Source organism: Chitinimonas lacunae, from assembly GCF_042650885.1.
Taxonomy (GTDB): Bacteria; Pseudomonadota; Gammaproteobacteria; order Burkholderiales; family Chitinimonadaceae; genus Chitinimonas_A; species Chitinimonas_A lacunae.
In genome coordinates, this window is record NZ_JBHSBU010000001.1 from 2,738,904 (window position 1) to 2,763,898 (window position 24,995).

The 24,995-nt window shown below is 63.9% G+C and carries 21 protein-coding genes; 14 read left to right on the plus strand and 7 right to left on the minus strand.

Annotated features, from left to right (window positions below; all coding sequences use genetic code 11):
• Positions 1–38 precede the first annotated feature (38 nt).
• Positions 39–1,217 (minus strand): MFS transporter, encoded by a 1,179-nt coding sequence (locus ACFOW7_RS11600; protein WP_378164332.1) that lies wholly within the window; start codon positions 1,215–1,217, stop codon positions 39–41.
• Between the two features lie 29 nt (positions 1,218–1,246).
• Here ACFOW7_RS11600 and ACFOW7_RS11605 point away from each other — a divergent pair, with 29 nt between their 5' ends.
• Together ACFOW7_RS11605 and ACFOW7_RS11610 are read left to right on the plus strand one after the other, a co-directional pair.
• Positions 1,247–2,575 (plus strand): aminotransferase class I/II-fold pyridoxal phosphate-dependent enzyme, encoded by a 1,329-nt coding sequence (locus tag ACFOW7_RS11605; RefSeq protein ID WP_378164334.1) that lies wholly within the window; start codon positions 1,247–1,249, stop codon positions 2,573–2,575.
• A 94-nt stretch (positions 2,576–2,669) separates the two neighbouring features.
• Positions 2,670–3,155, plus strand: a complete 486-nt coding sequence (locus ACFOW7_RS11610) for an SMI1/KNR4 family protein (RefSeq protein ID WP_378164336.1) — start codon at positions 2,670–2,672, stop codon at positions 3,153–3,155.
• 682 nt (positions 3,156–3,837) lie between these two features.
• Here the strand turns inward: ACFOW7_RS11610 and ACFOW7_RS11615 are convergent.
• The 4 genes from ACFOW7_RS11615 to ACFOW7_RS11630 form a co-directional block, all read right to left on the minus strand.
• On the minus strand, positions 3,838–5,154 hold the full coding sequence (locus tag ACFOW7_RS11615; RefSeq protein ID WP_378164338.1) for a TolC family outer membrane protein: 1,317 nt from the start codon (positions 5,152–5,154) through the stop codon (positions 3,838–3,840).
• Between the two features lie 139 nt (positions 5,155–5,293).
• Entirely contained in the window at positions 5,294–8,344 is a 3,051-nt protein-coding gene (locus tag ACFOW7_RS11620; protein WP_378164340.1) for an efflux RND transporter permease subunit, read from the minus strand.
• A gap of 3 nt (positions 8,345–8,347) precedes the next feature.
• Positions 8,348–9,406 (minus strand): efflux RND transporter periplasmic adaptor subunit, encoded by a 1,059-nt coding sequence (locus ACFOW7_RS11625; RefSeq protein WP_378164342.1) that lies wholly within the window; start codon positions 9,404–9,406, stop codon positions 8,348–8,350.
• 43 nt (positions 9,407–9,449) lie between these two features.
• Positions 9,450–10,073 (minus strand): TetR/AcrR family transcriptional regulator, encoded by a 624-nt coding sequence (locus ACFOW7_RS11630; protein WP_378164344.1) that lies wholly within the window; start codon positions 10,071–10,073, stop codon positions 9,450–9,452.
• A gap of 182 nt (positions 10,074–10,255) precedes the next feature.
• Here ACFOW7_RS11630 and argB point away from each other — a divergent pair, with 182 nt between their 5' ends.
• The 9 genes from argB to ACFOW7_RS11675 all read left to right on the plus strand — a co-directional run bounded on the left by argB (position 10,256) and on the right by ACFOW7_RS11675 (position 17,822).
• Positions 10,256–11,152 carry an acetylglutamate kinase gene (gene argB / locus ACFOW7_RS11635; RefSeq protein WP_378164346.1) on the plus strand — a complete coding sequence of 299 codons (897 nt, stop codon included), beginning with the start codon at positions 10,256–10,258 and terminating at the stop codon, positions 11,150–11,152.
• 571 nt (positions 11,153–11,723) lie between these two features.
• Entirely contained in the window at positions 11,724–12,242 is a 519-nt protein-coding gene (locus ACFOW7_RS11640) for a tetratricopeptide repeat protein (RefSeq protein WP_378164348.1), read from the plus strand.
• Positions 12,243–12,448: 206 nt separating this feature from the next.
• Positions 12,449–12,883: a CBS domain-containing protein gene (locus tag ACFOW7_RS11645; RefSeq protein WP_378164350.1), complete on the plus strand. Its 435-nt coding sequence runs from the start codon at positions 12,449–12,451 to the stop codon at positions 12,881–12,883.
• Between the two features lie 61 nt (positions 12,884–12,944).
• Positions 12,945–13,595, plus strand: a complete 651-nt coding sequence (locus tag ACFOW7_RS11650) for a pyrimidine 5'-nucleotidase (protein WP_378164353.1) — start codon at positions 12,945–12,947, stop codon at positions 13,593–13,595.
• Positions 13,596–13,728: 133 nt separating this feature from the next.
• The gene (locus tag ACFOW7_RS11655) at positions 13,729–14,736 is read left to right on the plus strand and encodes a methionine ABC transporter ATP-binding protein (RefSeq protein WP_378164355.1); all 1,008 of its coding nucleotides are present in this window, start codon (positions 13,729–13,731) and stop codon (positions 14,734–14,736) included.
• Entirely contained in the window at positions 14,736–15,416 is a 681-nt protein-coding gene (locus ACFOW7_RS11660) for a methionine ABC transporter permease (RefSeq protein WP_378164357.1), read from the plus strand. Before ACFOW7_RS11655 ends, ACFOW7_RS11660 begins: the two co-directional genes overlap by 1 nt.
• A 113-nt stretch (positions 15,417–15,529) precedes the next feature.
• Positions 15,530–16,312: a MetQ/NlpA family ABC transporter substrate-binding protein gene (locus ACFOW7_RS11665; RefSeq protein WP_378164360.1), complete on the plus strand. Its 783-nt coding sequence runs from the start codon at positions 15,530–15,532 to the stop codon at positions 16,310–16,312.
• Positions 16,313–16,614: 302 nt separating this feature from the next.
• On the plus strand, positions 16,615–17,205 hold the full coding sequence (locus ACFOW7_RS11670) for a 6-pyruvoyl trahydropterin synthase family protein (RefSeq protein WP_378164362.1): 591 nt from the start codon (positions 16,615–16,617) through the stop codon (positions 17,203–17,205).
• A 77-nt stretch (positions 17,206–17,282) separates the two neighbouring features.
• Positions 17,283–17,822: a TlpA family protein disulfide reductase gene (locus tag ACFOW7_RS11675; RefSeq protein ID WP_378164364.1), complete on the plus strand. Its 540-nt coding sequence runs from the start codon at positions 17,283–17,285 to the stop codon at positions 17,820–17,822.
• 138 nt (positions 17,823–17,960) lie between these two features.
• Here ACFOW7_RS11675 and ACFOW7_RS11680 read toward each other — a convergent pair whose 3' ends face one another.
• Positions 17,961–19,076: a VanZ family protein gene (locus ACFOW7_RS11680; RefSeq protein WP_378164366.1), complete on the minus strand. Its 1,116-nt coding sequence runs from the start codon at positions 19,074–19,076 to the stop codon at positions 17,961–17,963.
• 160 nt (positions 19,077–19,236) lie between these two features.
• Here ACFOW7_RS11680 and ACFOW7_RS11685 point away from each other — a divergent pair, with 160 nt between their 5' ends.
• The 3 genes from ACFOW7_RS11685 to ACFOW7_RS11695 all read left to right on the plus strand — a co-directional run bounded on the left by ACFOW7_RS11685 (position 19,237) and on the right by ACFOW7_RS11695 (position 24,398).
• Positions 19,237–21,708 (plus strand): hypothetical protein, encoded by a 2,472-nt coding sequence (locus ACFOW7_RS11685; protein WP_378164369.1) that lies wholly within the window; start codon positions 19,237–19,239, stop codon positions 21,706–21,708.
• Positions 21,709–22,292: 584 nt separating this feature from the next.
• Positions 22,293–22,781 carry a hypothetical protein gene (locus ACFOW7_RS11690; RefSeq protein ID WP_378164372.1) on the plus strand — a complete coding sequence of 163 codons (489 nt, stop codon included), beginning with the start codon at positions 22,293–22,295 and terminating at the stop codon, positions 22,779–22,781.
• Between the two features lie 279 nt (positions 22,782–23,060).
• Positions 23,061–24,398 (plus strand): deoxyguanosinetriphosphate triphosphohydrolase, encoded by a 1,338-nt coding sequence (locus ACFOW7_RS11695; RefSeq protein WP_378164374.1) that lies wholly within the window; start codon positions 23,061–23,063, stop codon positions 24,396–24,398.
• A 12-nt stretch (positions 24,399–24,410) separates the two neighbouring features.
• Here the strand turns inward: ACFOW7_RS11695 and ACFOW7_RS11700 are convergent, their stop codons facing one another.
• Positions 24,411–24,659, minus strand: a complete 249-nt coding sequence (locus ACFOW7_RS11700; RefSeq protein WP_378164376.1) for a GlsB/YeaQ/YmgE family stress response membrane protein — start codon at positions 24,657–24,659, stop codon at positions 24,411–24,413.
• Positions 24,660–24,995: the final 336 nt, after the last annotated feature.

Sequence of the window (24,995 nt, forward strand, 5' to 3'; positions counted from 1 at the left end):
GAGCGTTGCGAGTTGACTTCGATTCAAACGGAAAGGCGCTAGGCGCGCTGCCACACCCGGCGGCCATTCCAGGCCAAGGCCGAGGCAGCGATGCCAAGCGGCAGCAGGGCAAACCACAGGATTGCCTCCCATCCCAAGCGGTTCTGCACCACGCCTGCTAGGGCAATCGCCACCGCCACGGCGCCGAAGGTGGCGAATTCGTTGCAGGCTTGCACGGTGTCCTTTTCGCTTGGCCGGTAGCTGCGCATCAGCAAGGCGGTGCCGCCGACATACATCAGATTCCAACCGATCCCGACCAGCGCCAGGGCGAGCTGGAAATACCTCAGCGTCTGCCCCAGCGCAGCCACTGCGAGCGCGGCCAGTCCGAGCCCAACCCCGACCGTCACCACCCGACGCGCCCCCAGCCGCTCGACCAGACGGCCGCTCAACAGCGATGGTCCATACATTCCCAACAGATGCCACTGGATCACCCCCGCCGCTGCCGCGTTGCTATAACCGCAACTGACCACGGCAAACGGCGAGGCGGTCATCACAAAGCTCATGACGGCGTATCCGCCGACACAGGCCACCATGCCGAGCCGGATTTCCTCGCCGGCCAGGATCTGCCGCAGCGGGCGCGGCGGCGGCTGTACGCTTGCCTCATGGCTGACCGGCCGCAGCCTGAGCGCGGCAATCAGCGGCAGCGAGGCGAAGGCCAGCAATCCTGCCAGCGCGAACGAGCCGCCAAAAAGCGCCAGGCCCCACCAGTTCTGCGACTGGGCAGCGAGCCAGGGGCCGCACAAGGCGGCCAGGATGCCACCGGAGAGCACATAGGCGATCGCGCTGGCACGAAAATCCGGTGTGGCGTTGTCGGCGGCGATATAACGGTAATATTGGGCACACGCCTGATAGAGCCCCATGCAGGCGTTGCCGAGACAGAACAGGACGAAGTGGTGCTGGGTCAGTGCCCAGACCGACAGCCACGCCCCCAGCGCCGCCATCGTCGACCCCAGGCTTAGCGTGGTACGTACCCCCAGACGCTGGATCAGACGCGGCACCACCAGCGTGGCGGCCGCCGTCACCACGGTAATCGCCAGAAATGGCAGCGTGGCCAGCGATTTGTCGGGGGCTAACCAGGCGCCGGCCAGGCCGCTGAAGGCCAGTCCGACCGCCGACGCCGCCAAAAAGCAGAACTGACATAAGCCAAGCAGCCATGCATTGCGTTTTTGCAGTTCCATTTTTTGTACTAGTACGAAAAAGAAATCACATGGTACAAACAATCCTCGCTGCCATCAAGGAGCACACCGCCGATGGCATCTACCACGCCATCCGTGGCCTGATTGAAGCCGGCGATCTGGCACCGGGCGCTGCGCTGCCGCCAATCCGGCAATTGGCCGGTGGCATCGGCGTCAATCCGAACACCCTGGCCACCGCCTACCGCAAGCTGGCGGCGGCCGGTCTGACCGAAGCGCTGGGCCGCGCCGGCACCCGCGTTGCCGGCCGACCGCTGGCCTTCGGCGGCGGACTGCTGGCGCTGGCGCACGATGCGCGCGACCTGGCCAGCGGCAGCCCGGACCCGGCTTTCCTGCCTGACCCCAGCTTGTTCCACCGCCATCTGCGCCCCACCCCGCGCAGCTATGGCCAGCCGATGTACGACGCGGCCCTGGTGGCCTGGGGTGCCGACTGGTTTGCCGGTGACGGCCACCCGCCGGGCAGCGTGCTGATCGTCGGCGGCGCGATGGATGGCATGGAGCGCGCCCTGGCCGTCCATCTGCGGCTTGGCGATACGGTGGCGGTCGAGGAGCCGTGCTTTCCCGGCACGCTCAATCTGCTGCGCCAGATGGGCCTGCACGCCGTCGGGGTGGAAATGGACCGCGACGGCATGCGGCCCGAGTCGCTCGAACGGGCGCTGGCCCAGGGCTGCAAGGCGCTGATCTGGACACCGCGCGCGCACAATCCCACCGGTATCGATACCGGCAGCGCCCGGGCGGCCGAGCTGGCGGCAGTGCTGGCCGACTGGCCCGAGCCGCTGTTGATCGAGGATGACCATTACGCCCTGCTGAGCCAGGCGCCGTCGCTCAGTCTGATCAGCCCCGAGCGACCACGTTGGCTGGTGCTGCGCTCGCTGTCCAAGGGCTTTGGCCCCGATCTGCGGCTGGCGCTGGGGCTGGCCGATCCGATCACCGCCCAACGGCTGCAACTGCGCCAGAGCGTCGGCGCGCGCTGGGTCAGTCATCTGCTGCAAACCCTGGCGCTTGGCCTGTTGCAGGACGATTCGATCCGTCAGGTGCTGACCGGCGCCGCCGCACACTATGAAAAGCAAAGACGGCAACTGATTGCCGCCCTGGCGCAGCAGGAACTGGTCGGCCACGGCGCCACCGGGCTGAATGTCTGGCTGCCCATCGACAATGACGAAGCCCTGGCCCAAGCGCTGGCGAGCCGCGGCTGGCTGGTGCGCAGCGGCAGCAACTTCCGCGTCGGCCGCCCGCTGACGGCGCTGCGCATCACCAGCGCCGTGATGCAGGACGATGAAATCGAGCGCTTCGTCAGCGATCTGGCCGAATGCCTGCGCGGCGGCAGAACCTCGCTTGCCTGATCCCCTTCACGACGATAAGGCGAAAGCACCGTAGGCGCTTCATGCGGACAGCTTGTACCGTCCGCTTCCCTCCACTAGCCGATCCCCCCAGACCATGTACAAGCAAGCTGATTTCAAAAAGTGGCTGATCGCCGCCAGTCTGTGCCCGAAGAATGCGGTTCAAGGCGTGCCCGAAGACAAGATCGTGGCACTGGAAGTCAACACCGGCCTGACCCTGCCGACAGCCTACAAGGACTTTCTGCGCGACTGCGGCAGCTATGCCGGCGACTTTGCCCCCAATCTCGACTTTCTGTATTTCTCGCTGCCCTTTATCCAGGAAGACCTGGCGGACCAGCTTGCAAGCGGTGCCATTGCGCCACTACCCGCTACAGCCTTCTGTTTTATGGCGAGTGAAGGGCAGGTATTTAACTATTTCCTGTGCGAAGGCGAGGATGACCCGCCGGTGTACCAGGTCGTGGCCGGCCGGAAGGAAATCGGCACCCCCTACCCGACGCTGTCGGCCTTTATGCGCGACCTGATGGCGCTGGAGCAAAGACGGCTTTATCCCGAACCCGATACCCGTTGGCTTGAAGAGGAATAAGGTCGGCAGTCGCCAAGCCGGCAGGGCGCCGACTTCAAGACCTGTCCGGTTGAATCCGCGCCCGGCACAGCGCCGCCAAGGCTGAGAGGCCGGTTCTGCCTCATCGAGCACTTCGGCGTCCGACTCAACAGAGCGGTAGGGTGCTGTTGGTCGCGCAGCGGCGTAATGCACCGGGCTTTCGTTAGCGGCTGTCGCTCGATCGTCAGCGAGGACGGAAACAATGGGGCGCTGCGGCCTTTGGCCTCGAACATTTCCAGCAAACTCGGAGTCAGTGTGTCTTGGCCTCAAGGCTCCGATTGATGCGGGGAGGCCACCTCAGCCGCGCCGCCGATTTCCATGGAAATGCTCTAACGCACCCTACGAGACCTTAGCTAATTGACTTAAAAATTTTATTAGTCAATTATCTTCGCTAATTGTCTTGCACATTTATTTCCTATATTTTTAATATTCCTCTCCCATCCACAAAAAAGCACGGCCTCAGCCGTGCTTTATGTGTTCCAAGACCGCCAACCTCCGGCAGACAAGCCAGTCAGCAGCTTGCCGCCTACCTTGGCCTTGCCAGCCACGCTGGCTGATCGACCTGACGCTTGCTGTCCGCATGATCGGACGCCGAGCCTGGTTGAATGCGCTGGCCTGCGCTTTGAGGTCCGGACATGCTGACTCCGAATGGTCTGGAGATGGACTAGCGGGACAATTCAGCGTTGAGCAATTCCACATCGCGCTCCGCCAGATCGCCCACTGCCTGCTTGAGGCGCAGACGGTTGAGCAGATAGTCGTAGCGGGCCCGGGCCAGATCGCGTCGGGTCGAGTAGTACTGCTGCTGGGCATTGAGCAGATCGAGCGTGGTACGGACGCCGACATCCTTGCCGAGCCTGGTCGAGTCGAGCGAGCTTTGGGTCGAGACCAGCGCCTGCTCCAGCGCCCGAATCTGCGCCGCGCCGCTCTGCACGCCGAGGAAGGCTTGCCGGGTCTTCAGCACCACTTCGCGCCGGGTCGCTTCCAGGTCCGATTGGGCCTGATCGCGCCGGGCAATCGTTTCGCGCAGCTTGGAGCTGGTCGCACCGCCCGTGTAGACCGGGATGGTCAGATTGATGCCGACCGAGCCGCTGCCCTTGCTGTTGTAGTTATGGCCGCCGATACGGCTCATGCCGTCGCCGAAACCCGCTTCGAGCCCCACGATGGGCTGGCGCGCAGCGCGGTACAGGTCGATATCGGCCGTCGCCAGCGCCAGGGCGCCGCGCTTGGCATCGATCTGCTGGCTCTTGGCCTCGGCTTCGCTGACCCAGGCGCTGACATCGTTGGGCTGCGGCGGGGTGGCCTGGAGGCGCGACGACAGCGGCGTCAGGCCGTCGGCGCTAAGGCCGGTCAGCAGCTGGAAAGCACTCTGCTTCACCAGCAGATCGTTGAGCGCCGCGATTTCGGCGGCGGTGATGGCGTCGTAGCGTGCCTGGGCCTCGTGGGTATCGGTAATGGTGGCGACGCCGACCTCGAAACTCTTCTTGGCCTGGGCCAGCTGTTGCGATACGGCATCCTTTTGCGCGCGGACGAATTCGACGCTGTCCTGGGCGTACAGCACATCGAAATACGCCTGGGCCACCCGTACCGCCAGATCCTGCTCGGCGGCCTGGAACTGCACCTCGGCCAGACGGGCCGACTCGTTGAGCTTGGCGCTGCCGACCGAGGCGCGCACATCGTAGATAGGTTGCGACAGACCGATTTTATAGTTCGCACCGGTGGCCGACTTGAGCTGGCCGGTACGCGGGTCGGCCTGCTGGTTTTCGCTCTGTGCCACCCCGGCCGACACCGAAACTTTCGGCAGCCATTCGGCCCGTGCCTGATCCCGGCCTTCCACACCGGCACGCAATGCCGCCTGGGCGGCGGCATAGGTGGCGTCGTACTTCTTCGCCTCGCGATAAGCGGTCTGTAGATCGGCCGCCGTTGCGGCGGCACCGGCCAGCAGCGCCATGGCAATGGCGCCCAGGGTAAAGCCTCGTTTCATAAAGATCCTCTCATTTATTCGCGTTCTGGCGACCGGCGGGGCCGTCTACCGTAAACATACTGACGGGTATTTTAATGTAAAGTCGCAGCCGGTCCAAGCACCGTCCCGACCGCCAAATCTGGGTCGGGACGGTGGAGACTCACGCATCAAGCGGCTTTCTCACCCGATACCAGGCGGCATAGAGCGCCGGCAGGAACAGCAGGGTCAGCACGGTCGCCACCAGCAGCCCGCCCATGATCGACCAGGCCATCGGTCCCCAGAAGGTCGAGCGGGTCAACGGAATCATGGCCAGGATGGCCGCCGCCGCCGTCAACATGATCGGGCGGAAGCGGCGGACCGCCGATTCGATGATGGCGTGCCACAGATGTTCCCCCTGGCCCACATCCTGATCGATCTGATCGACCAGAATCACCGAGTTGCGCATGATCATCCCGGCCAGCGCAATCACCCCAAGCTGGGCCACAAAGCCGAACGGCACCTGGAAGGCCGCCAGGATCGCCGACACCCCGATCATCCCGAGCGGTGCCGTCAGCAGCACCAGAATGGCCTTGGAGATGTTCTGCAACTGGAACATCAGCAGCGTCATCACCGTCAGCAGCATCAAGGGCATCACCACCATGATCGATTTCTGGCTCTTGACGCTCGACTCGGCCGTGCCACCGATCTCGATCCGATAGCCCAGCGGCAGCGTCTTGGCATAAGCCTCCAGCTGCGGCCACAGCCTGGCCGTCACATCGGGTGCCTGCGCCCCTTCGACGTCGGCCCGTACCGAAATGGTCGGCACCCGGTTGCGGCGCCAGATGATGCTTTCCTCGCTCTCGAGCCGCAGATGCGCCACCTGGCTCAGCGGCACGAAACGGCCGCCGCCCAGGTGAATCTTGGCGTCCTTGAGATTGTTGAGATCGGTGCGCTCATTGCGTTCGAGCCGGCCGATCACATCGATATTCTTATCGCTCTCGCGGAACTGGGTCAGCGTCACGCCGGTGAGCGAGTTCTGCATCGCCACCGCCACCTGCTGCGAAGTGATGCCAAGCGCACGGGCCTTGTCCTGGTCGATTTCGAGCCGCATCACCTTGACCCGCTCGCTCCAGTCGGTATTGACGTGGCGGATATGGCTGTCGCCGCGCATGATCTCGGCCACCCGGTCGGCCATCGGCCGCAGCTTGGCTTCGTCCGGACCCGAGACGCGGAACTGCACCGGATAACCGACCGGCGGGCCGTTCTCCAGCCGCGTCACCCGACCACGCACCAGCGGGAACTCGCGCTCGAACAGCTCGGTGATCTTGCGCAGCACTTCCTCGCGCACATGCTCATCGCGGGTCATCACGGTGAGCTGGCCGAAGTTGAGGTTGGGCAGCTGCTGGTCGAGCGGCAGATAGAAGCGCGGGCTGCCCGAGCCGACATAGCTCGTCACCGAGACGATATTGGGATCGCCCTTCAGACGGGCCTCGAAGGTCTTCACTTCGCGCTCGGTCATCTCGTAGGTGGCCGCCTGCGGCAACCACAGATCAACCATCAGTTCGGGCCGGTTCGAGGCCGGGAAGAACTGCTTGGGCACCAGCTTGAACAGGGCCACCGCCGCCACGAAGGCCAGCACGGTCGCCACGATCACCGTCTTGCGATAGGTGATGCACCAGGTCACGATGCGGCGGAACGCCACATAGAAACGCCCCTGGTAGACATCGTGCTCCTCGCCGTGATGCTTCATCTCGGGCAGCAGCTTGTAGCCCAGATACGGGGTGAACACCACCGCCACCACCCAGCTCAGCATCAGCGAGATACCCACCACCTGGAAGATCGACACGGTGTATTCACCGGCGCCCGACTTGGCCAGACCCACCGGCATAAAGCCCGCCGCAGTGATCAAGGTACCGGTCAGCATCGGAAAGGCGGTCGAGGTATAGGCAAACGTGGCCGCCCGTACCCGGTCCCAGCCCTGTTCGAGCTTGAGGGCCATCATCTCGACGGCGATGATCGCGTCGTCCACCAGCAGACCCAACGCGATGATCAGGGCACCCAGCGAAATTCGTTGCAGATCGATGCCGAAGGCGTACATGGCCAGGAAGGTCATCGCCAGCACCAGCGGAATCGACAGCGCCACCACCACCCCGGTGCGCCAGCCCAGCGACAGAAAGGACACCACCAGCACGATGGCCACCGCTTCGAGCAGGCTCTTCATGAATTCCTTGATCGAGTGCTTGACCACATGGGGCTGGTCCGACACCGCATGGATTTCGATCCCGATCGGCAGTTCGCCCCGGATACGGCGCACCGTCTCGTTGAGCGACTCGCCCAGCCGGATCACGTCGCCGCCTTTTTTCATGCTGATGGCAACGCCGATAGCCTCCTGGCCGTTGAAGCGCATCTTGAAGGTCGGCGGATCGGTATAGCCGCGCCAGACCCGGGCCACGTCGCCCAGACGGACCACCCGGTTGCCGGTGCGGATACCGATATTCTGGATGCTCTCGACCGTATCGAATTCGCCGCTGACCCGCAGGGCGATCCGCTCGGGGCCGGTCTGGACCACACCGGCTGCTTCCATGGCATTGGTCGCCCGCAGGGTCTGGAAAATCAGTTGCGGATCGAGCCCCAGCGCCGCCAGCTTGGCGTTCGAGGTCTCGATAAAGATCTTCTCTTCCTGCTCGCCGACCAGATCGACCTTGTGCACCTCGGGGATGCGCAGGAATTCGGTGCGGGCCATGTCGACAAAGCCCTTCAGCTCGGCATAGCTGAAGCCGTCGGCGGTAAAGGCGTACAGATTGCCGAAGGTGTCGCCGAATTCGTCGTTGAAGAACGGCCCGACCACCCCTTGCGGCAGGGTATGGCGGATATCGCCGACCTTCTTGCGTACCTGATACCAGGTCTCGGGCACCGTGGCGCCGCGCACGTCTTCACGCAGCGAGATGATGATCTGGGCTTCGCCCGCCTTGGCATAGCTGCGGGTGTAGTCGATCTCGGGGACTTCCTGGAGCTTTTTCTCCAGCTTGTCGAGCACCTGGAGTTCGACTTCCTTGGCCGAGGCGCCGGGCCAGAAGGCTCGTACCACCATGGCCTTGAAGGTGAATTCGGGGTCTTCCTTCTGGCCGAGCTTCTGGTAGGCAAACAGCCCGGCCAGCATAAAGACCACCATGAAATACAGCACCAGTTGCTGATGCTTGAGCGCCCATTCGGACAGATTGACGTTGCGCATCGCTCAGCTCCCGGCGGGCTTGGCAGCCGGGGCCGGGGCCTGGGCCAGCCGGACCTGCTGGTTGGGATGCAGCAGATGAACGCCGGCCGTCACCACCGTTTCGCCGCCGCTCAAGCCTTCGGCCACCAGCACCACATCGTTCTGGGCACCGGCGAGCGTGACCTTGCGGGTAGCGACCCGTTGGGTCTTGGGATCGACCAGCCAGACCAGGGTCTGACCGTCGCGGTCGTAGATGGCGGTGAGCGGCAGGCGGATCGTGCGGCTATCCGAGCGGCCCGGCACCTGGACGGTAGCGGTCATGCCCAGACGCAGCACCTCGTCGGGATTGTCGATGCTGACCCGGGCGGTATAGGTGCGGGTCTGCGGATCGGTATCGGGCGCCATTTCGCGCAGACGGGCGTCGTAGCGCTTGCCCGGCACCGCCCACAGCGTCACGGCGAGCTTGTCGGCGCGGCGCAGTTCTTCGACACGCGATTCGGGCACGCTGACCACCACTTCGCGGCCGCCATCCTCGGCGACCCGCACCAGCACCTGACCGGCGCCGACCACCTGGCCGACTTCGGCCTCGACCGCCGTCACCACCCCGGCCCGTTCGGCCTTGAGTACCGTATAGCTGCCCTGGTTGCCGGCAAGCTTGAACTGCGCTTCGGCAGCGTCAAGCGCGGCGCGGCGGCGGTCGACTTCAGCCTGGCTGACGAAACCCTGGCTCTTGAGCTGGACGGCACGCTCATAGTCCTGCCGGGTCTGCTGGTATTGGCTGCGACTGGCGCTCAGTTGCAGGCTGGTGTCCTGGGCATCGAGCCGCAGCAGCGCCTGACCCGGCCGGACCCGGTCGCCCACTTCGACCATCCGCTCGGCCACCTTGCCGCCGAGCCGGAAACCGAGCCGCGCCTCGCGCCGTGCCCGCACTTCACCCGACAGCGTGGCGCCCGGGCTGCCGTCGCCCTGCTTGACCACCATGGTGCGGACCGGCCGCACTTCCTCGTAGGGCTGCTCCTTGGCGCTGCACGCCGCCAGGGCTGTCACCACGGCCACTGCGGGCAATACTGCCTTCCATCGCATCGTTATTCTCCAGATGTTGAGCTATATGAAACGAATCGTTAGATCAGGGCGACGGCGTGGCGGCCAGTCCCTGCACCAGGGTCCGGATCACCTCGTCGAGATAGGGTTCGGGCTCGAACTCTTCGCCGCATTGCGGCATCGAGTGTTTCCACAGCATGGCCATCACCACCGGGGCGCAGATCACCCGCACGGCCACCTCAAGCCGCATCGGCCGGAATTCGCCGCGGGCAATGCCGTATTCGATGGCGCGGCCGATCAGCTTTTCACCGCGCTCGATCACCTGTTCGCGGTGGTAGCGCGCCAGTTCGGGGAAATTGGAGGCTTCGGCGATCACCAGTTTCGGGATGCCGGAAAGACGGGTGGCGCCAATCAGGCGCCACCAGGTACGGATCACCATCTCCAGCAGCTCGGCAGCCGAAGTCTGGCCGGTGAAGCCGCTCAGCAACTGCTCGCCCTCGTCGAGTTGCGGCACGAGCGATTCGCGGATCACCGCCTTGAAAATCTCTTCTTTATTGGCGTAGTAGCGATAGAGGGTACCGGCAGTGACACCGGCGCGGCGGGCGATGTCCTCCATCTTGGTGGCGGCGAACCCCTTGGCAACGAACAGATCGAGCGCGGCGTCGAGAATCTCGCCGGGCCGTGCTTCCTTGCGACGAGTCCAGCGCACGAGGGGACAGGAGGAGTCGTGGTCACCCATAAGAAAAATAAATGAATGTTTATTTAATTGCAGAAGTCTACGCGAGCACTGGGGAGTTGTGCAATCGGGTCGGCCCACGCGATGACGAACGGCATAAGCCCCGGTGGCTCGGCTACAATCGCGCGGTTTCACCACCTCGCGGAGCAACGCCAATGCCCATCGTCACCCCGATTTCCGCCCAGATCGCCGCTGAAAAGGCCGGCGTGCTGGCCGAAGCCCTGCCCTATATCCAGCGCTTTTACGGCAAGACCATCGTGATCAAGTACGGCGGCAACGCCATGACCGAGCCCGAGCTCAAGGAGAGCTTTGCGCGCGATGTGGTGATGCTGAAGCTGGTGGGGATCAATCCGGTCGTGGTGCACGGCGGTGGCCCGCAGATCAACGATATGCTGAACCGGATCGGCAAACAGGGCGAATTCGTCCAGGGCATGCGCGTGACCGACGCCGAGACCATGGATGTGGTCGAGATGGTGCTGGGCGGTCTGGTCAACAAGGAAATCGTATCGATGATCAACCAGCACGGCGGCCGCGCCGTCGGGCTGACCGGCAAGGACGGCCATTTCATCCGCGCCCGCAAGATGTTCCTGCGTGGCCCGGACGGCCAGCCGGTCGATATCGGCCAGGTCGGCGAGGTGGCCGATATCGATCCGGAACTGGTGTCGCTGCTCGACACCCGCGACTTTATTCCGGTGATCGCCCCGATCGGGGTCGGTCCCGATGGCGCTGCCTTCAATATCAATGCCGATCTGGTGGCCGGCCGGCTGGCCGAGACGCTCAAGGCCGAAAAGCTGGTGCTGATGACCAATACCCCGGGCGTGCTCGACCGCGAAGGCAAGCTGCTGACCGGCCTGACCCCGCAGACCGTCGACCGTCTGGTCGCCGACGGCACCATTTCGGGCGGCATGATCCCGAAAATCTCCTCAGCGCTCGAAGCGGCCGTCAATGGCGTGGGCGCGGTCCATATCATCGACGGCCGGGTCAAGCACGCCCTGCTGCTCGAAGTGCTGACCGCCCAGGGCGTCGGCACCATGATCAAGCGCGACGAGTAAAGCGGCTTTCCACCGGGACCGCTTGGCGGTTCCGGTTGGAAAGACTGGTAAAGCAAGTCATTAATCAAAAAATCTGCAAAACACCTGCAAGATATATTGTTAATAAATAGAAATTTGAAATAAATAAAGCCGAATTCATTTTGGCACCCCTTCCCTTGACCACAGCGTCCCACCCCATCACAGGACGCTGCCAGGCCACCGGCCGTCACGGCCCATCGCTTCCGCCTCAACCCATCGTTCTGCCGAGACGGCGCACCCGCCTTGATCGCAAAGGCGCTGACGGTTCCTGCAAAGCGGATTGGCTGGGACGCCGTTCTTAAAGATGCATCGGCCTCTCCCGCCCCTCCCACATCCGTCCAATAAATATCCTTTGCAACAACACGTTGCGTCATATGCCACAGCAGCCTGGCTCACCGTTACGAGCCGTCATGAGAACGTGATAACGTCTTGCTCGGTCACAACGTTACGTTAGCGAACGTACACTGTCGTCAGCAGGGAATTCCGCAGGAAAGCAATTGCGGCTTGGACAACTTCCCCCGCCATCGTGCCGGGGTACTCAAGGAATGGACCGATGCGCCTGATCCCCCCGCTGCTGCTGGCAGCCGTACTGGCCATGCCGGCAGTCTCTGCCGAAGGCAATCAATGGTGGCGGGTGCTGACCCAGGAAGTGGAACGGCTCTACCGCGAAGGCGATCATGAAGCGGCCGCAGCGGTAGCCAGCAAGGCGCTGGAGGAAGTCGAGGCGGAACAGGGCGCCAACCATCCCGATGTGGCCACCTGCCTCAATAATCTGGCCCTGGTCCGCAGCGCCCAGGGCGAATTCGAAGCGGCCGAGCCGCTGTACCGGCGCTCGGTACAGATTCTGGAAAAGTCGCTCGGACCGCGTCATCCCGACCTCGCCACCGGTCTGCATAACCTCGGCTCGCTGCAAAAAGCGCTGCGCCGCTTTGACGAAGCCGACGCCCTCTATCGCCGTGCCCTGCAAATCCGCGAACGTGCCCTGGGCGGCAACGACCCGCTCACCCAGGCCACTCGGGCGGCCCTGCTCGAATTGCGCAATCGGCCCGGCAGTCATGCGGCGGGGCGCTGAGATCGGGAGTCGGCGGGGGCCAGAAAGCGAGGCTGGAGGCGGCATTGAGGCTGATGGCACAGCAAGGCTCGCTTGGGCTCCCGACTGAACATTGAGGCAGACGCCACACCGATTCGCTCCCTCCACCGCCCTAGACATGACGGCAGCGGGCTCGCTGCTATAGTGTGAATCTGGCTAGTCCAGCTTATGCACGGAGGATTGCGATAATGAAAACCGCACGACAGCTTCTGCTCGAAAAAACCCGACCCGGCATTTTCTCGGTGCGTCCCGACGCCACCGTTTATCAGGCACTACAGATCATGGCCGAGAAGGATATCGGTGCGGTACTGGTGATGGATGAAGACAGGCTGGTCGGCATCTTTTCCGAACGCGACTATGCCCGCAAGGTGGTGCTACAGGGCAAGACCTCGGCCGGCACACCGATCGCCGATATCATGACCAAGCGGGTGGTGTTCGCCAAACCCAATCAAAGCGTGGACGAATGCATGGCCGTGATGTCGGAGAAGCGTTTCCGCCACTTGCCGGTACTCGACGACGACAATAAGGTGATCGGTGTGCTGTCGATCACCGATCTGGTGCGGGAAACCATTGCCGAGCAGCAATTCCTGATCGAACAGCTAGAGAACTACATCATGCATTGAGGCAGTCGCCTCGTCCCCGGGCCGGTCGTGGCCGGCCCTGCTCCACCTGAGAAATACCGCCTTGCCGCTTACCTGGATTTTCGACCTCGACAACACCCTGCACGACGCCGGCCGTTACGTTTTTCCGCAAGTGGAATTGCAGATGGACCACTATCTGGCCCGTCATCTGGCGCTCAGCCAGACCGAGGCCAATGCCCTGCGTGCCCGCTACTACGATCTGTATGGCGCCACCCTGGCCGGTGTGGTGCGCCATCACCGCCAGATCGACCCCGACCATTTCCTGGCGGAAACCCATCTACTCCCCGAACTGCCTGCCCGCCTGATCCCGATGCGGATACTGCGCCCTTCGCTGAAGCGTCTGCGCGGCAACAAGCTGCTGTTCACCAATGGTCCGCAGGACTATGCCGAAACGGTGCTGCGTCTGCTGGGCATTGCCCAGCATTTCGATGCGGTGGTGTCGATCGAGCAGGTCGGCCATCTGGCCAAACCCGATATCCGCGCCTACCGCAGGATGCTGGCCCGCCATCGGCTCAACCCGCGCCGCTGTGCCATGGTCGAAGACACCCACGCCAATCTCGCACCGGCACGGCGGCTGGGGATGCGCACCGTCTGGCTGTCGCCCAAATTGCGCCGGGGACCGCATGTCCATGCCCGCTTACGCAATCTGCATCAACTGCCCAAACTGGCCCGTCAGCGCGGCTGGCATCGCTGAGCGGCAGCTCATCTATAACCAGAAACGCTAAGAAAATCAGATTTTATTACTTTTTATCAAGAATCTGAGCCGTTAAAGTCCGTGCCTGTCCGCGCCCACCCGGCGCGGCCCAGCGCAAGAAACGGACCAGACCTTGATTCGAATCGAACACCTCAACAAGACCTATCCGGTCGCCGGGCGTCCGCTGCTCGCTCTGGACGATATCAATCTCGATATCGGCCAGGGCGAGATCTACGGTCTGATCGGCCGCTCGGGCGCTGGCAAGAGCTCGCTGCTGCGTACGCTCAATCTGCTCGAACGTCCCGATTCGGGTCGAATCCTGGTCGATGGCGAGGACATCACCCGACTCGACGCGGCCGGCCTGCGCCGCTATCGCCGTCAGGTCGGCATGGTGTTCCAGCATTTCAATCTGCTGGGCTCGCAGACCGTCGCCGCCAATATCCGCCTGCCGCTTGAACTCGCTGGCGAACTCGACCGCGCCGCCATCGACCGTCGGATCGACGAACTGCTCGACTGGGTCGGCCTGACCGAGCGGCGCGACCACTACCCCGCCCAGCTGTCGGGCGGCCAGAAACAGCGCGTCGGCATCGCCCGGGCGCTGGCCAACCGACCGCGCCTGCTGCTGTGCGACGAAGCCACCTCGGCGCTCGACCCACAGACCACCCGTTCCATCCTGACCCTGCTGCTGGAAATCAACCGTCGACTCGGCCTGACCGTAGTGCTGGTCAGCCATGAAATCCAGGTGGTGCAGACACTGTGCGACCGCATCGCCGTGCTTGAAGCGGGCCGGGTGGTCGAACAGGGCCGTACTGCCGATCTGCTGCTCAAACCGGCTCACGCCGCCACCCGTTCGCTGGTGGCCGAAAGCGGACTGATCGCCGAGCCGCCGCCCGATCTGGCGCTGCCTTCGGCCGGTCTGTTGCGGCTCACCTTTACCGGCGCCCATACCTATCAGCCGCTGCTGGCTTCGGTCGCGCGCACGCTCGATATTGCGTTCAACATCGTCCAGGGCCAGGTCGGCCGGATCAAGGACACCCCCTACGGCCAACTGATCGTGGCGGTCGAAGGCCATGGCACGGCGCTCGGCGCGGCGCGGCGCGCCTTCCAGTCCCAGGGCATCCATTGCGAGGAGCTCGCCTGATGTCGGCCGAACTGATCAATGTATTGGCCGGCCTCGACTGGCGTGAAATCGGCATCGCCACCGTGGACACCCTCACCATGGTCGGCGTCTCGCTGGGCTTTACCGTCCTCCTTGGCCTGCCGCTTGGCGTGGCGCTGTTCCTGTTTGCGCCCGACCAGCTCTACCCGCAGCGCTGGCTGCACCGGCTGCTGGCACTGGCGGTCAATGTGGTGCGCTCGCTGCCGTTTGTGATTCTGCTGATCGTCACGATTCCGCTGACCCTGTTGCTGGTCGGCACCTCGCTCGGTGTCGCCGGGGCGATTCCGCCACTGGTGATCGGTGCCGCGCCGTTCTTTGCCCGGCTGGTCGAAGCGGCACTGCGCGAAGTCGATCCGGGCACCATCGAAGCGGCCCAGGCGATGGGCGCGACCAGCCGCCAGCTGATCTGGCGCGTGCTGCTGCCCGAAGCGCTGCCGGGTCTGGTCGGCGCCACCACGGTGACTGCGGTCGCGCTGGTGTCCTACTCGGCCATGTCCGGCGTGATCGGCGGCGGCGGGCTGGGCGATCTGGCGATCCGCTTTGGCTACCAGCGCTTCGAGACCGAAGTGATGGTGGTCACGGTGACAGTGCTGCTTTTGCTGGTGCAACTGCTGCAAAGCAGCGGCGACTGGCTGGTGCGGCGACTGAGCCGGAGGCACTGAATGCGCCACCCCCTCGATTTCCGATGTTGATCGTTCCCAACAAGACCCAAGCCTACCCAAGCACCCGCCCGCCGCCGGCCCAAGCCGGCGGCAGGGCCAGCCGGAGAATACCGATGAAAGCCCTGTTGAAAACCGCCCTGCTCGCCGCCCTTGGCCTGGCCGCCAGCGTCGCCCACGCCGAAAAGCTCAGCGTTGCCGCCAGCGCCGTGCCACACGCCGAGATTCTCGAATTCATCAAGCCGCAACTGGCCCGCCAGGGAGTCGAGCTCGACGTCAAGGTGTTTACCGACTACGTCCAGCCCAATGTCCAGGTGGCCGAGAAGCGGCTCGATGCCAACTTCTTCCAGCACAAGCCCTATCTGGCCGAGTTCAACAAGAACAAGGGCGCCACGCTGGTCGCCATCGCCCCGGTCCATGTCGAACCGTTCGGCGCCTATTCGCGCAAGATCAAGACCACGGCCGAACTCAAGGAAGGCGCCGTCGTCGCCATCCCCAACGACCCGTCCAACGCCGGCCGCGCCCTGCAACTGCTCGAGCGTCAGGGTCTGATCAAGCTCAAGCAGCCGGACAATATCCTGGCCAGCACGCGCGATATCGTTGCCAATCCCAAGCGCTTGCAGATCAAGGAAATCGAAGCCGCCACGCTGCCGCGCCTGCTCGATCAGGTCGATCTGGCGCTGATCAACACCAACTACGCCCTGCAGGCCAAGCTGGTGCCGACCCGCGACGCCCTGTTCATCGAAGACGCCCGCTCGCCCTATGCCAACTATCTGGTCGGTCGCAGCGACAATCAGAACACCCCGGCACTGAAAAAGCTGACCCAGGCGCTCCAGTCGGCCGAAGTGAAACAGTTCATCGCCCAACGCTATCAAGGCGCGGTGGTGGCGGCCTTCTGAAACCGTCCGCCCCGACCGATAGCCCGTGACCCGTCAGCCGATGTGTTCTGCCCCGTCGCGGCCGCCTTGTCCGGCGGCAGCGACGGCACTGCTGGGGGAGTGGGCCGACTGATCTCCGGTCGCTCCGCCGACGGGTCCACCGCTTCGACGTTTGTACCTCCGATGCCACTGCCAGTCCTCCGGGACAGCAGTTTGCCGCCACGCTCCCCGCGTGGCGTTTTTTTTGGCGCCGCCGGTCGTCCTGCTCGGCGCGGGCGGGCGGATCAGGCACAATGCGCGCTGTCTTTGCCTGACCTGCCATCATGTTGATCCGTAAGCTATTCAAGTTCGAAAACGCCCATATCGTGCGCAATTGCAGCAGCGACCGCTGCCGCCGCTCCATCCATGGCCACAGCTACAAGGTCGAAGTCCTGCTCGAAGCCCATGCCCTCGACCATGGCCATATGGTCTACGACTTCGGCTTGATGAAAGGCACCATCCGCGATGTGATCGATGGCTTCGATCACGCCATCTGCTTCTGGGATCGCGACGATCCCGACTATATCGACTGGGCCAAGCGCTTCTCGGCCCGCTGGATCAGCCTGCCCGTCTCGCCCTCGGCCGAACAGTTCGCCCGGCTGTTCTTCGTGCTGATCGACGCCATCCTGAAAAACACCGCGATGGCCAACGGCGAGCAGGATGTGCAGCTCCACTCGGTGATCGCCCACGAAACCGAAACCGGCTATGCGCAGGCCTTCCGCCACGATGCCTATAACCCACGGATGGGCGAGATCGCCCTCGACAGTGTGGTGTTCTCCGATCAGGTCCGCGCCGAATGGCACGACCCGGCCATGCTGGAAAAACTGCTGCGTGGCGAGCGCTTCCTCAATCCCGCCGTCGAGCGTCAGATTTGAACGGTACAAATGACGCAGCGCAACCCGGCCCGGTTGCGCTATCGTGCCGCGCTGACCGCCCTGCCAGGATCACCCTTATGCTGCGCCCCGCTGTCCTGTCCTGCCTCGTCCTGCTCACGCTCACCCCGCCCGCCGAGGCGGCGCCGCGCCAACTGCCGCAGGCACGGCAGGCAACGGTGCAGGATTTCGCCGGCCGCGAAGTCAGCATGGCGCAATGGCAAGGCCGGGTACTGGTGGTGAATTTCTGGGCAAGCTGGTGCGGCTACTGCATCGCGGAATTGCCCGATCTGGTCGCTACCCAGAAGAAATGGAGCGGCCGGGGCGTGCAGGTGGTCAGTTTGGCCCTCGGCGACGACGCCGACAGCATCGTCCGACTCAGCAAACGCTACCGGATCAACTATCCGGTGCTCGATGGCGACAGTGCCAACCGCAACTGGCGCCGCAGCATGGGCGTCGCCGTCTCATCGTCCCAGGTGCCGCTGACCTGGGTCATCGATACCGATAACCGTGTGCTGTTGCGCCAACTGGGCCAGGTCAGCGCGCAGCAACTCGATCATGCCTTGTCCAGCAGCTCGGCCGCCAGGCAGGCAGCAGCCCTTCCGCAGAAAAAGCAATAAACCTGCAAAACATCTGCAAGAAGGTTTGCCAAGATAAAAGAATTTGGAACATTTTGTGCCCACAGCAGATCGGACTTGGCGTCCGTGGCGGACCCAGCGCCAGCGATGGGACGCGCAGGCGACTGAGCGGCGTCCAGCTCAGCGCTGAATCACCGTGGTTCGCTCCGCCTGCCGTTCGCCGGCAAAACTGAGTCCCAGATAGGCCATCGCCAGCCAGGGCCAGACTTCGGACACGGTCTGGCTCAGACCGTTGAAATCGCGCAGATGGCCATAGCGCCATTTGAACAGATCGGCCATCCCATAGAACGAACCTTGCAGCGGCCACAGCGCCTCGACGACTTGCGCGGCAAGCAGGCACAGCATGGCCAGCAGCGCCTGCCAGCGTCGTTGCAGACGCATCAGCAAGGTCAGCGCAGCCACTGCCGCCAGCCCGCCAGCCAGCACATTGAGATTGAACCAGGCCAGGAATTCGGTGGGCTTGAGCATCACCCCGGCCGTGGTCACCTTGATCGACAGCGCAGCCAGTACCAGTCCGACCACCAGACCAGGCGAATGCCGCCGTTGCGCCAGCAGCGTGACGGCAAACAGGGCCACCGCGCTGACGCTCAGCATGACGCCGGATGCTTCGAGCAGGCGCAGAAAGAGCCGGGCGTCGTGGATCGGCGAGACAAAGGGCTGCGGCAGACCGGTCGGTTCGACCACGATACCGAACAGCGGGACGGCGGGATTCATCTGGGTCAGCAGCCATAGCGCCACCAGCACCAGACCGTAATCGACCAGCCCGCCGGGGCGGAACCAGCGTTGGCGCAGCACATGCCAGCGCCGCACGATCAGCAGCTTGCTGAACAAGCCGGCCGCCAGGGCACCCAGCAGCGCCCCCAGGCCGTTGTAGAGAATATCGAGATTGGAAGCCACCCGATCGGGCAGGAATTGCTGCACGAACTCAATGCCGCCCGACAGCAGCGCGCCGCAGGTCAGGGACAGCAGCGGGGCGTACCAGCGGCATTTCCAGGTCAGCGCCCAGGCGTAGCCAAGCGGCAGATAGGCCAGCAGGTTCACGGCATTGTCGAGCGGGGTGTAGTAGTAGGGCAGCGGATAGCCATAGAAGGCGAACACCGGCTCGCCGGTATAGCGCCAGCCGCTGAACGGATACCAGCTCACCACCAGGATGACCAGGTGCCACGCCAGCAGGAAATGCCGGCCGAGCCAGGAAGGCACGGCGTAATGGGCGAGGTAGGAAACGGGCAGTTGCATGGCGGTGGTGGAACCGTTGCGGAAGACCCCGGTCAGTTGTCGATCCGCGACGCAGTGTAAACCATCGCTGTCGCTTTACCTACGGGCGTGCTGTTTGCTGTGCTGCTCGGCATCCTGCGTTCCGATGACTGCCTGTCTTCCCAATAAGGAAAATTTTTCGATGACCTTACATGACTTTCGCCCAGCTCCGCTGGTCCTGGCCCTGACCTCAGCCCTGCTGCTGGCCGCCTGCAATACCGACGGCGCCCGCAAACCCGATGAGCCAGACCAGATCGGACCGGCAGGAAGTCTCGATACGGGCTTTGGCACTGGCGGGATGGTCTACACCCAGGCCGCCGGCAGCGCCGACCAGATTCTGGCCAGCCGGCAGCTCAACAACGGTCGTCTTCTCAGTGTGGTAAGCAGCAATCAGCAGCTCGCCCTGGTGCAGCAACTGGAAAACGGCCGCGCCGATACCGATTTCTCCCCGCTTGGCCGCCGCGTTCTCAATCTGCCCCGGCTGGCCGAAGCCCGTCAGGCGCTCTGGCTCGACGATGGCCGTATCGTGCTGGTCGGGCGCAGCATCAGCGGCAAGGCGCTGGTGTCGCGGCTGCTCAGCGACGGCCAGCCCGATGCCACCTTCCATCGCACCGGCACCCTGGAACTCGATATCGACGCCACCTTGACCAGCGTGGTGGCCGACAGCAGCGGCCTGCTGCTGGGCGGTCTGGGCCAGGGCACGGGCAGCCGTCGCCTGGCGCTGGCGATGCGGCTCAACCGCGACGACAGCCTCAACCGACGTTTTGGCAGCGCCACGCTGGACCTGGGGGCCGACGCCGAACGGGTGGTGGTGGCGCCGGCGGGCAGCGATTCGGTGCTGCTGGCAGCCGGCAGCAGCGGCGATCAGCCACGGGTGCGGGTGGTCCGGCTCGATGCCGATGGCCGCCTCGACACCTCGTTCGGTCGCAACGGCACACTCGACGTCCCGACGGAAAGTATCAGCCAAGGCGCCGCGCTGGGCAGCCTGAGCCGGCTGGACAGCGGCTATCTGCTGCTGAGCGGCGGCCCCGGTCGCGGCCGGGCCGGGGCGGCCTGGGTGCTGCGGGCCGACTTCAACGGCCAGCTCGACCCTACCTTCGGCGACAACGGCATCCGTCGCTTCCGCTTTGAAAACGCCAGCCCCTTCGATCAGGAAACCGGCAGCCATCGCGTCGATGCCGTATTCCAGCTCAGCGACGGCCGCCTGATGGTGGCCGGCCGCCGTGGCGAGAACAACCGCATCGTGGGCGATCAGGTCCGTCTGGCCCGGCTCTACGGCGATGGCGCCCCCGACAATGCCTTCCCGCTGCGGGCCGACCGGCTCGGCTGGGAACGCGAACCGATCGGCGACGCGGCACCGATCTCGCTGCTGGGTCTGAGCAACGGCCAACTCCTCGTCAACGGCAGCGACCGCTTCGGCTTTGCCAACGCCCGCCTCAACACCGACGGCAATCTCGATAGCAACTGGGGCAGCAACGGCAGTGCCCGCCTGACCCTGCTGTCTGCCAGCCAGGGCGGCTGGAATGCCGTCACCTTCGATCAGCACGGCCGCGTCGCCAGCGGTGGCGCCGTTCAGTACGGCAACCGCAGCCAGGCCGTGGTCGCCCAGTTCGACAGCACCGGCAAGCCGCTGCTGGCACCGCAGCCACTGCGGGTCGGCCAGAGCGCGAGCGACAGCTCAAGCACGCTGTCGGTGCTGTTCCATTACGACGATCAACTGTGGAGCGCCGGCAGCCAATTGGCCGGCGACGGCTCGATCAGCCCGGGCGGCTGGCACAACCGGCTGCAAAGCCAGGGCCGCACCCTGGCCGTGCAGAATTTCGCCGGACAGGCTTATGGTGGCATCCCGCTCGATGAAACCGGCCAGCGCGTGATGCTGGCAGGTCAGTATCGCGATGGCAGCCTGTCGGGCTTCCGGCTGTGGCGGGTCAATATCGATGGCTCGCTCGATACCGACTTCGGCAGCGGCGGCTACAGCGCCGCGCTGCCAGGCGGCCACAGCGACGATGTCGCCCAGACGGTCAGCCGTCTGCCTGATGGCCGGCTGGTGGCAGCGGGCTGGAGCGGAGACAAGCTGGTCGTGGCACGCTATCTGGCCAATGGCCAGCTCGACCCGGCCTTCGGCCAGCAAGGCGTCGCCGCCTTCAACCAGCCGGGCCTGCGCGGCAAGGCACGGGCGCTGGCGCAGCAAAGCGACGGCAAGCTGGTGGTGGCCGGCGAATGGAGCGACGCCACCCAGACCCGGCTTGCCCTGCTGCGACTCGACGACAAGGGCCAGCCCGATCCGGCCTTCGGTGAAGGCGGCTGGGTCAAATCGAGCCTGGGCGAGCGCGGCGAAGCCCTGACCGGCGTGGCCGTCCAGCCCAACGGCCGGATTCTGGTCAGCGGCTACGCCCTCACCCACAGCAACGGCCGCGATATGCTGGTCGCCCGCTTCACCAGCGAGGGCAAGGCCGATGAAGGCTTCTCCTCGGCCGGCCGCCGCATCCTGACGCTCAGCAAGGGCGACGACGAAGCACGCGCCCTGCTGCTCAGCCGCGACGGCCGCTTCTACCTGGCCGGCAGCACCGCCGATAGCCGTGGTCCGCTGGTGCTGGTCAGAATGTGGTATTGAGGCGCCTCTTGCGGACGCCAAGCCATTTAGAAAATAAACGGCAAAACGTCTGCAAGAACATTTCTGTGAAATAGAAGAAAATTAATAATTAAAGCACAGCGACTGTTTGACGCATCCCAGCCTCTCCTCAGACGGCTCCACCACGCCTGCCGTGCCAAAACCGTCTGAGGCCCCCACACCTTCCTCCCCACACACAATTAGCGCAATTCCACTGAAATCGGCGTCGCAGCAGGTCTGGTTGAGCGCCGGGAGCCGGCACCTTGAGGGCCGGACACACTGATTCCGAATCGACTGGAAATGCTCTGGCGCATTTCCGCTTGGCGCGGCGCCCCGGCTACGCCTAGTTGAGTCCCAGGCACCTGCGCTTGGCGGTCGACACAGGCTGACTCCACATTGCCTGGAAATGCTCCAGTGGATTGCTGGCTGGCTGCGGACGGTTTGGCAATGGGCCGTTATGGGTCGGCGGTGCGGGATCGGGTAGCGGGCCGACGCTGGTGTCGCCCTGCTCGCTGTCATGGCTGCTGGCGGTCTTGCCTGTTCTGGCACAGACCCTGCTCTAAGGCGCCGCACAGGAGGAAACGACCATGATCATCGACCGACTCTCGTTGACCGCGCATCGTGAGCAGGCTCAGCCGCTGATGCAGGCCCTCGTCCAACAGCCCACCCCGGCGCGTTCCCGTGCCGAACAGACTGCCGATTCCAGCCCTGATCCTGTCCGACTCAGTCCGGCGGTCGCCGAATCCGATCAATCCTGGCGCCATATTGCGCCCGACTATCCCACCGGCTTCCCGACCGAGGTCAGGGAAGCGCTGGGGCAGATTGCGGCCGATCCGCGGGTGTCCTATCAGGATTACGCCCTGCTCCAATTCAAGGTACTGGAGCTGCCGCAGGCCGAAGCGGGGCTGCTGACAGCGGGTTCTCTGGAGGCTTGGCGGGCACAGGGCAGTCCACGCGACGACTCGGTCTTTGCCAATGGCTTCGATCTGCCGGCCCATCTGCGCCGACTGCTTCAGGAAGCACGGACAGCGGGCGATCCGGGCAATCAGAGCGCCTTGCTGCAACGGCTGATCTAACGGCTCCGGCCCAGAAAAAACCGCATCCATCGGGATGCGGTTTTTATTTGGTCAGCCTTTTTCAACAATATTCAGAAAATCCTTATATTTAAATATCCAAGCCCATCCGATTTATTCCTCGAATAAGGCGGCGATAATCGAACGGCCAACGGCAATAATTGCCGGTGAGATTATTTGCCGATAATACGGCAATTAAATATTGGAGAAATATCCAGGAAAGTTTTTTGAAAGCCCTCAGCACCATGGGCGCCGGCCGCTTGCTTCGATTACCATTGCCGCATGACTACCGCCATGAACTGGACCAGCCTGTTGTCGGCCGACCGGCTGCGTGCCCAACGCCGTCCCGCCGAAACCGGTGCCTTGATCGCCCGTTCCGACTTCCACAAGGACCACGACCGCATCGTCTTCTCGTCGCCGTTCCGGCGCCTGGGGCGCAAGACCCAGGTGCATCCGATGACCGAGAACGACCATGTCCACACCCGGCTGACCCATTCGATCGAAGTCGGCTGCGTCGGCCGCAGCCTGGGGATCATGGTGGGTCATGCGATTGCCGGCCATCTGCCGCCGCATATCAGCCCGCTCGATCTGGGCGCCATCGTCCAGGCGGCCTGTCTGGCCCACGACATCGGCAACCCGCCGTTTGGCCATGCCGGCGAATATGCGATCCGCGACTGGTTCCGCCGCGAACGCCATATCAACCTGCTCGACGGCCTCAGCCCCGCCGAGCGCTGCGATGTGCAGACCTTCGAAGGCAATGCCCAGGGGTTCCGCGTCGTCACCCAACTGGAAAACCACCGCTTCGACGGCGGTATGCGGCTGACCTATGCCACGCTCGGGGCCACGCTCAAATATCCGTGGACCTCGGAGCACGCCGGCCATAAGCAGAAATTCTCCTGCTATCAGGCCGAAACCCATCTGCTTGAGGAAATTGCCGCTGAACTGGGCCTGGTGCGCAAGGCGGCGGCGATCTGGAGCCGTCATCCGCTGTCGTATCTGATGGAGGCGGCCGACGATATCTGCTACGCCATTCTCGACCTTGAAGACGGGGTGGAAATCGGCATGTTGCCGTTTGCCGAAATCTGCCCGCTGCTGGTGCGGATGGCCGGCATGGACGACAAGCTGCTCGAACTCGAAGTGGCCGCCGCGCCGTCGGTGCGGCGCAAGATGTCGCTGTTGCGCTCCAAGGCCATCGACCGCTGCGTGCGCGAAGTCACCAGCGCCTTTATGCGCAACCACGAGCGGCTGCTCAATGGCGAATACGAAGGCGACCTGTTGGCCGCCTGTCCCCTGTTCGTGCAGGAAGGCATCAACGCCTCGAAGAAACTGGCGCGCGAACGGATCTTCAACAACCGGCGCAAGGTCGAGATCGAAGTCGGTTCATTCACCTGCCTCGATATTCTGCTCGAAGCCTTCTGCTGCGCCGCCCACCAGCTTTATCGCGAGCCGGACAAGCTGAGTTTCCGCAATAAACGGATTCTCGATCTGATGGAATACAACTCGCCGCAATCAGGCTGGTCGCTCTACCAGAGCTATATGCGGGTGCTCGATTTCATCGGCGGCATGACCGACAACTACGCGACCTATCTGGCCCAGCAAGTGGGCGGCATGGGCCGCTAGGCGGCCCGTCCGCTACAGTCCGCGGCCGCGTGTCACCGCGCCGTAGATCGCCAATACCCCGATCGATCCGATGATCGCGGCCACGATGCCGGCGCTCTCGCCGGCGTCGTACCAGCCCATCGTGCGACCGACAAACGACGCCAGCAGCGCCCCGATAATCCCCAATACCGTCGTCAGGATAATCCCCATCGGATTCGGCCCAGGCATCAGCGCCCGGGCGATCAGACCGACGACGAAACCGATAATGATGCTCCAGATCATCTTGCTCTCCTTACCAGCACGCTTGGTGCGCCTGGCCCTGTGGTGGATGTCCGGGCCACACCGCGCAGCCCTCGCGCTTGTGGTAGCAAGCGCCGACCCTGCGGCGGTCGGCCAGCCATGAATCCAGCACTGGCGCGGCTTTGACGGGATGCAACGGACTGGCCGAAGCGACGATTCGGCCAAAAGGAGAGAAAGCGCTACAAAACGGAAAATATGGGATGCGATGGCGGATCGGTCCACCGCAGCACGCAGACGGCGCAGACAGACACAGGGGGACAGTCAGGCCGCCGGCCCTCAGGTCCCCCTGTTCGGGTCTTGCTCGATCGATCCCAGGAC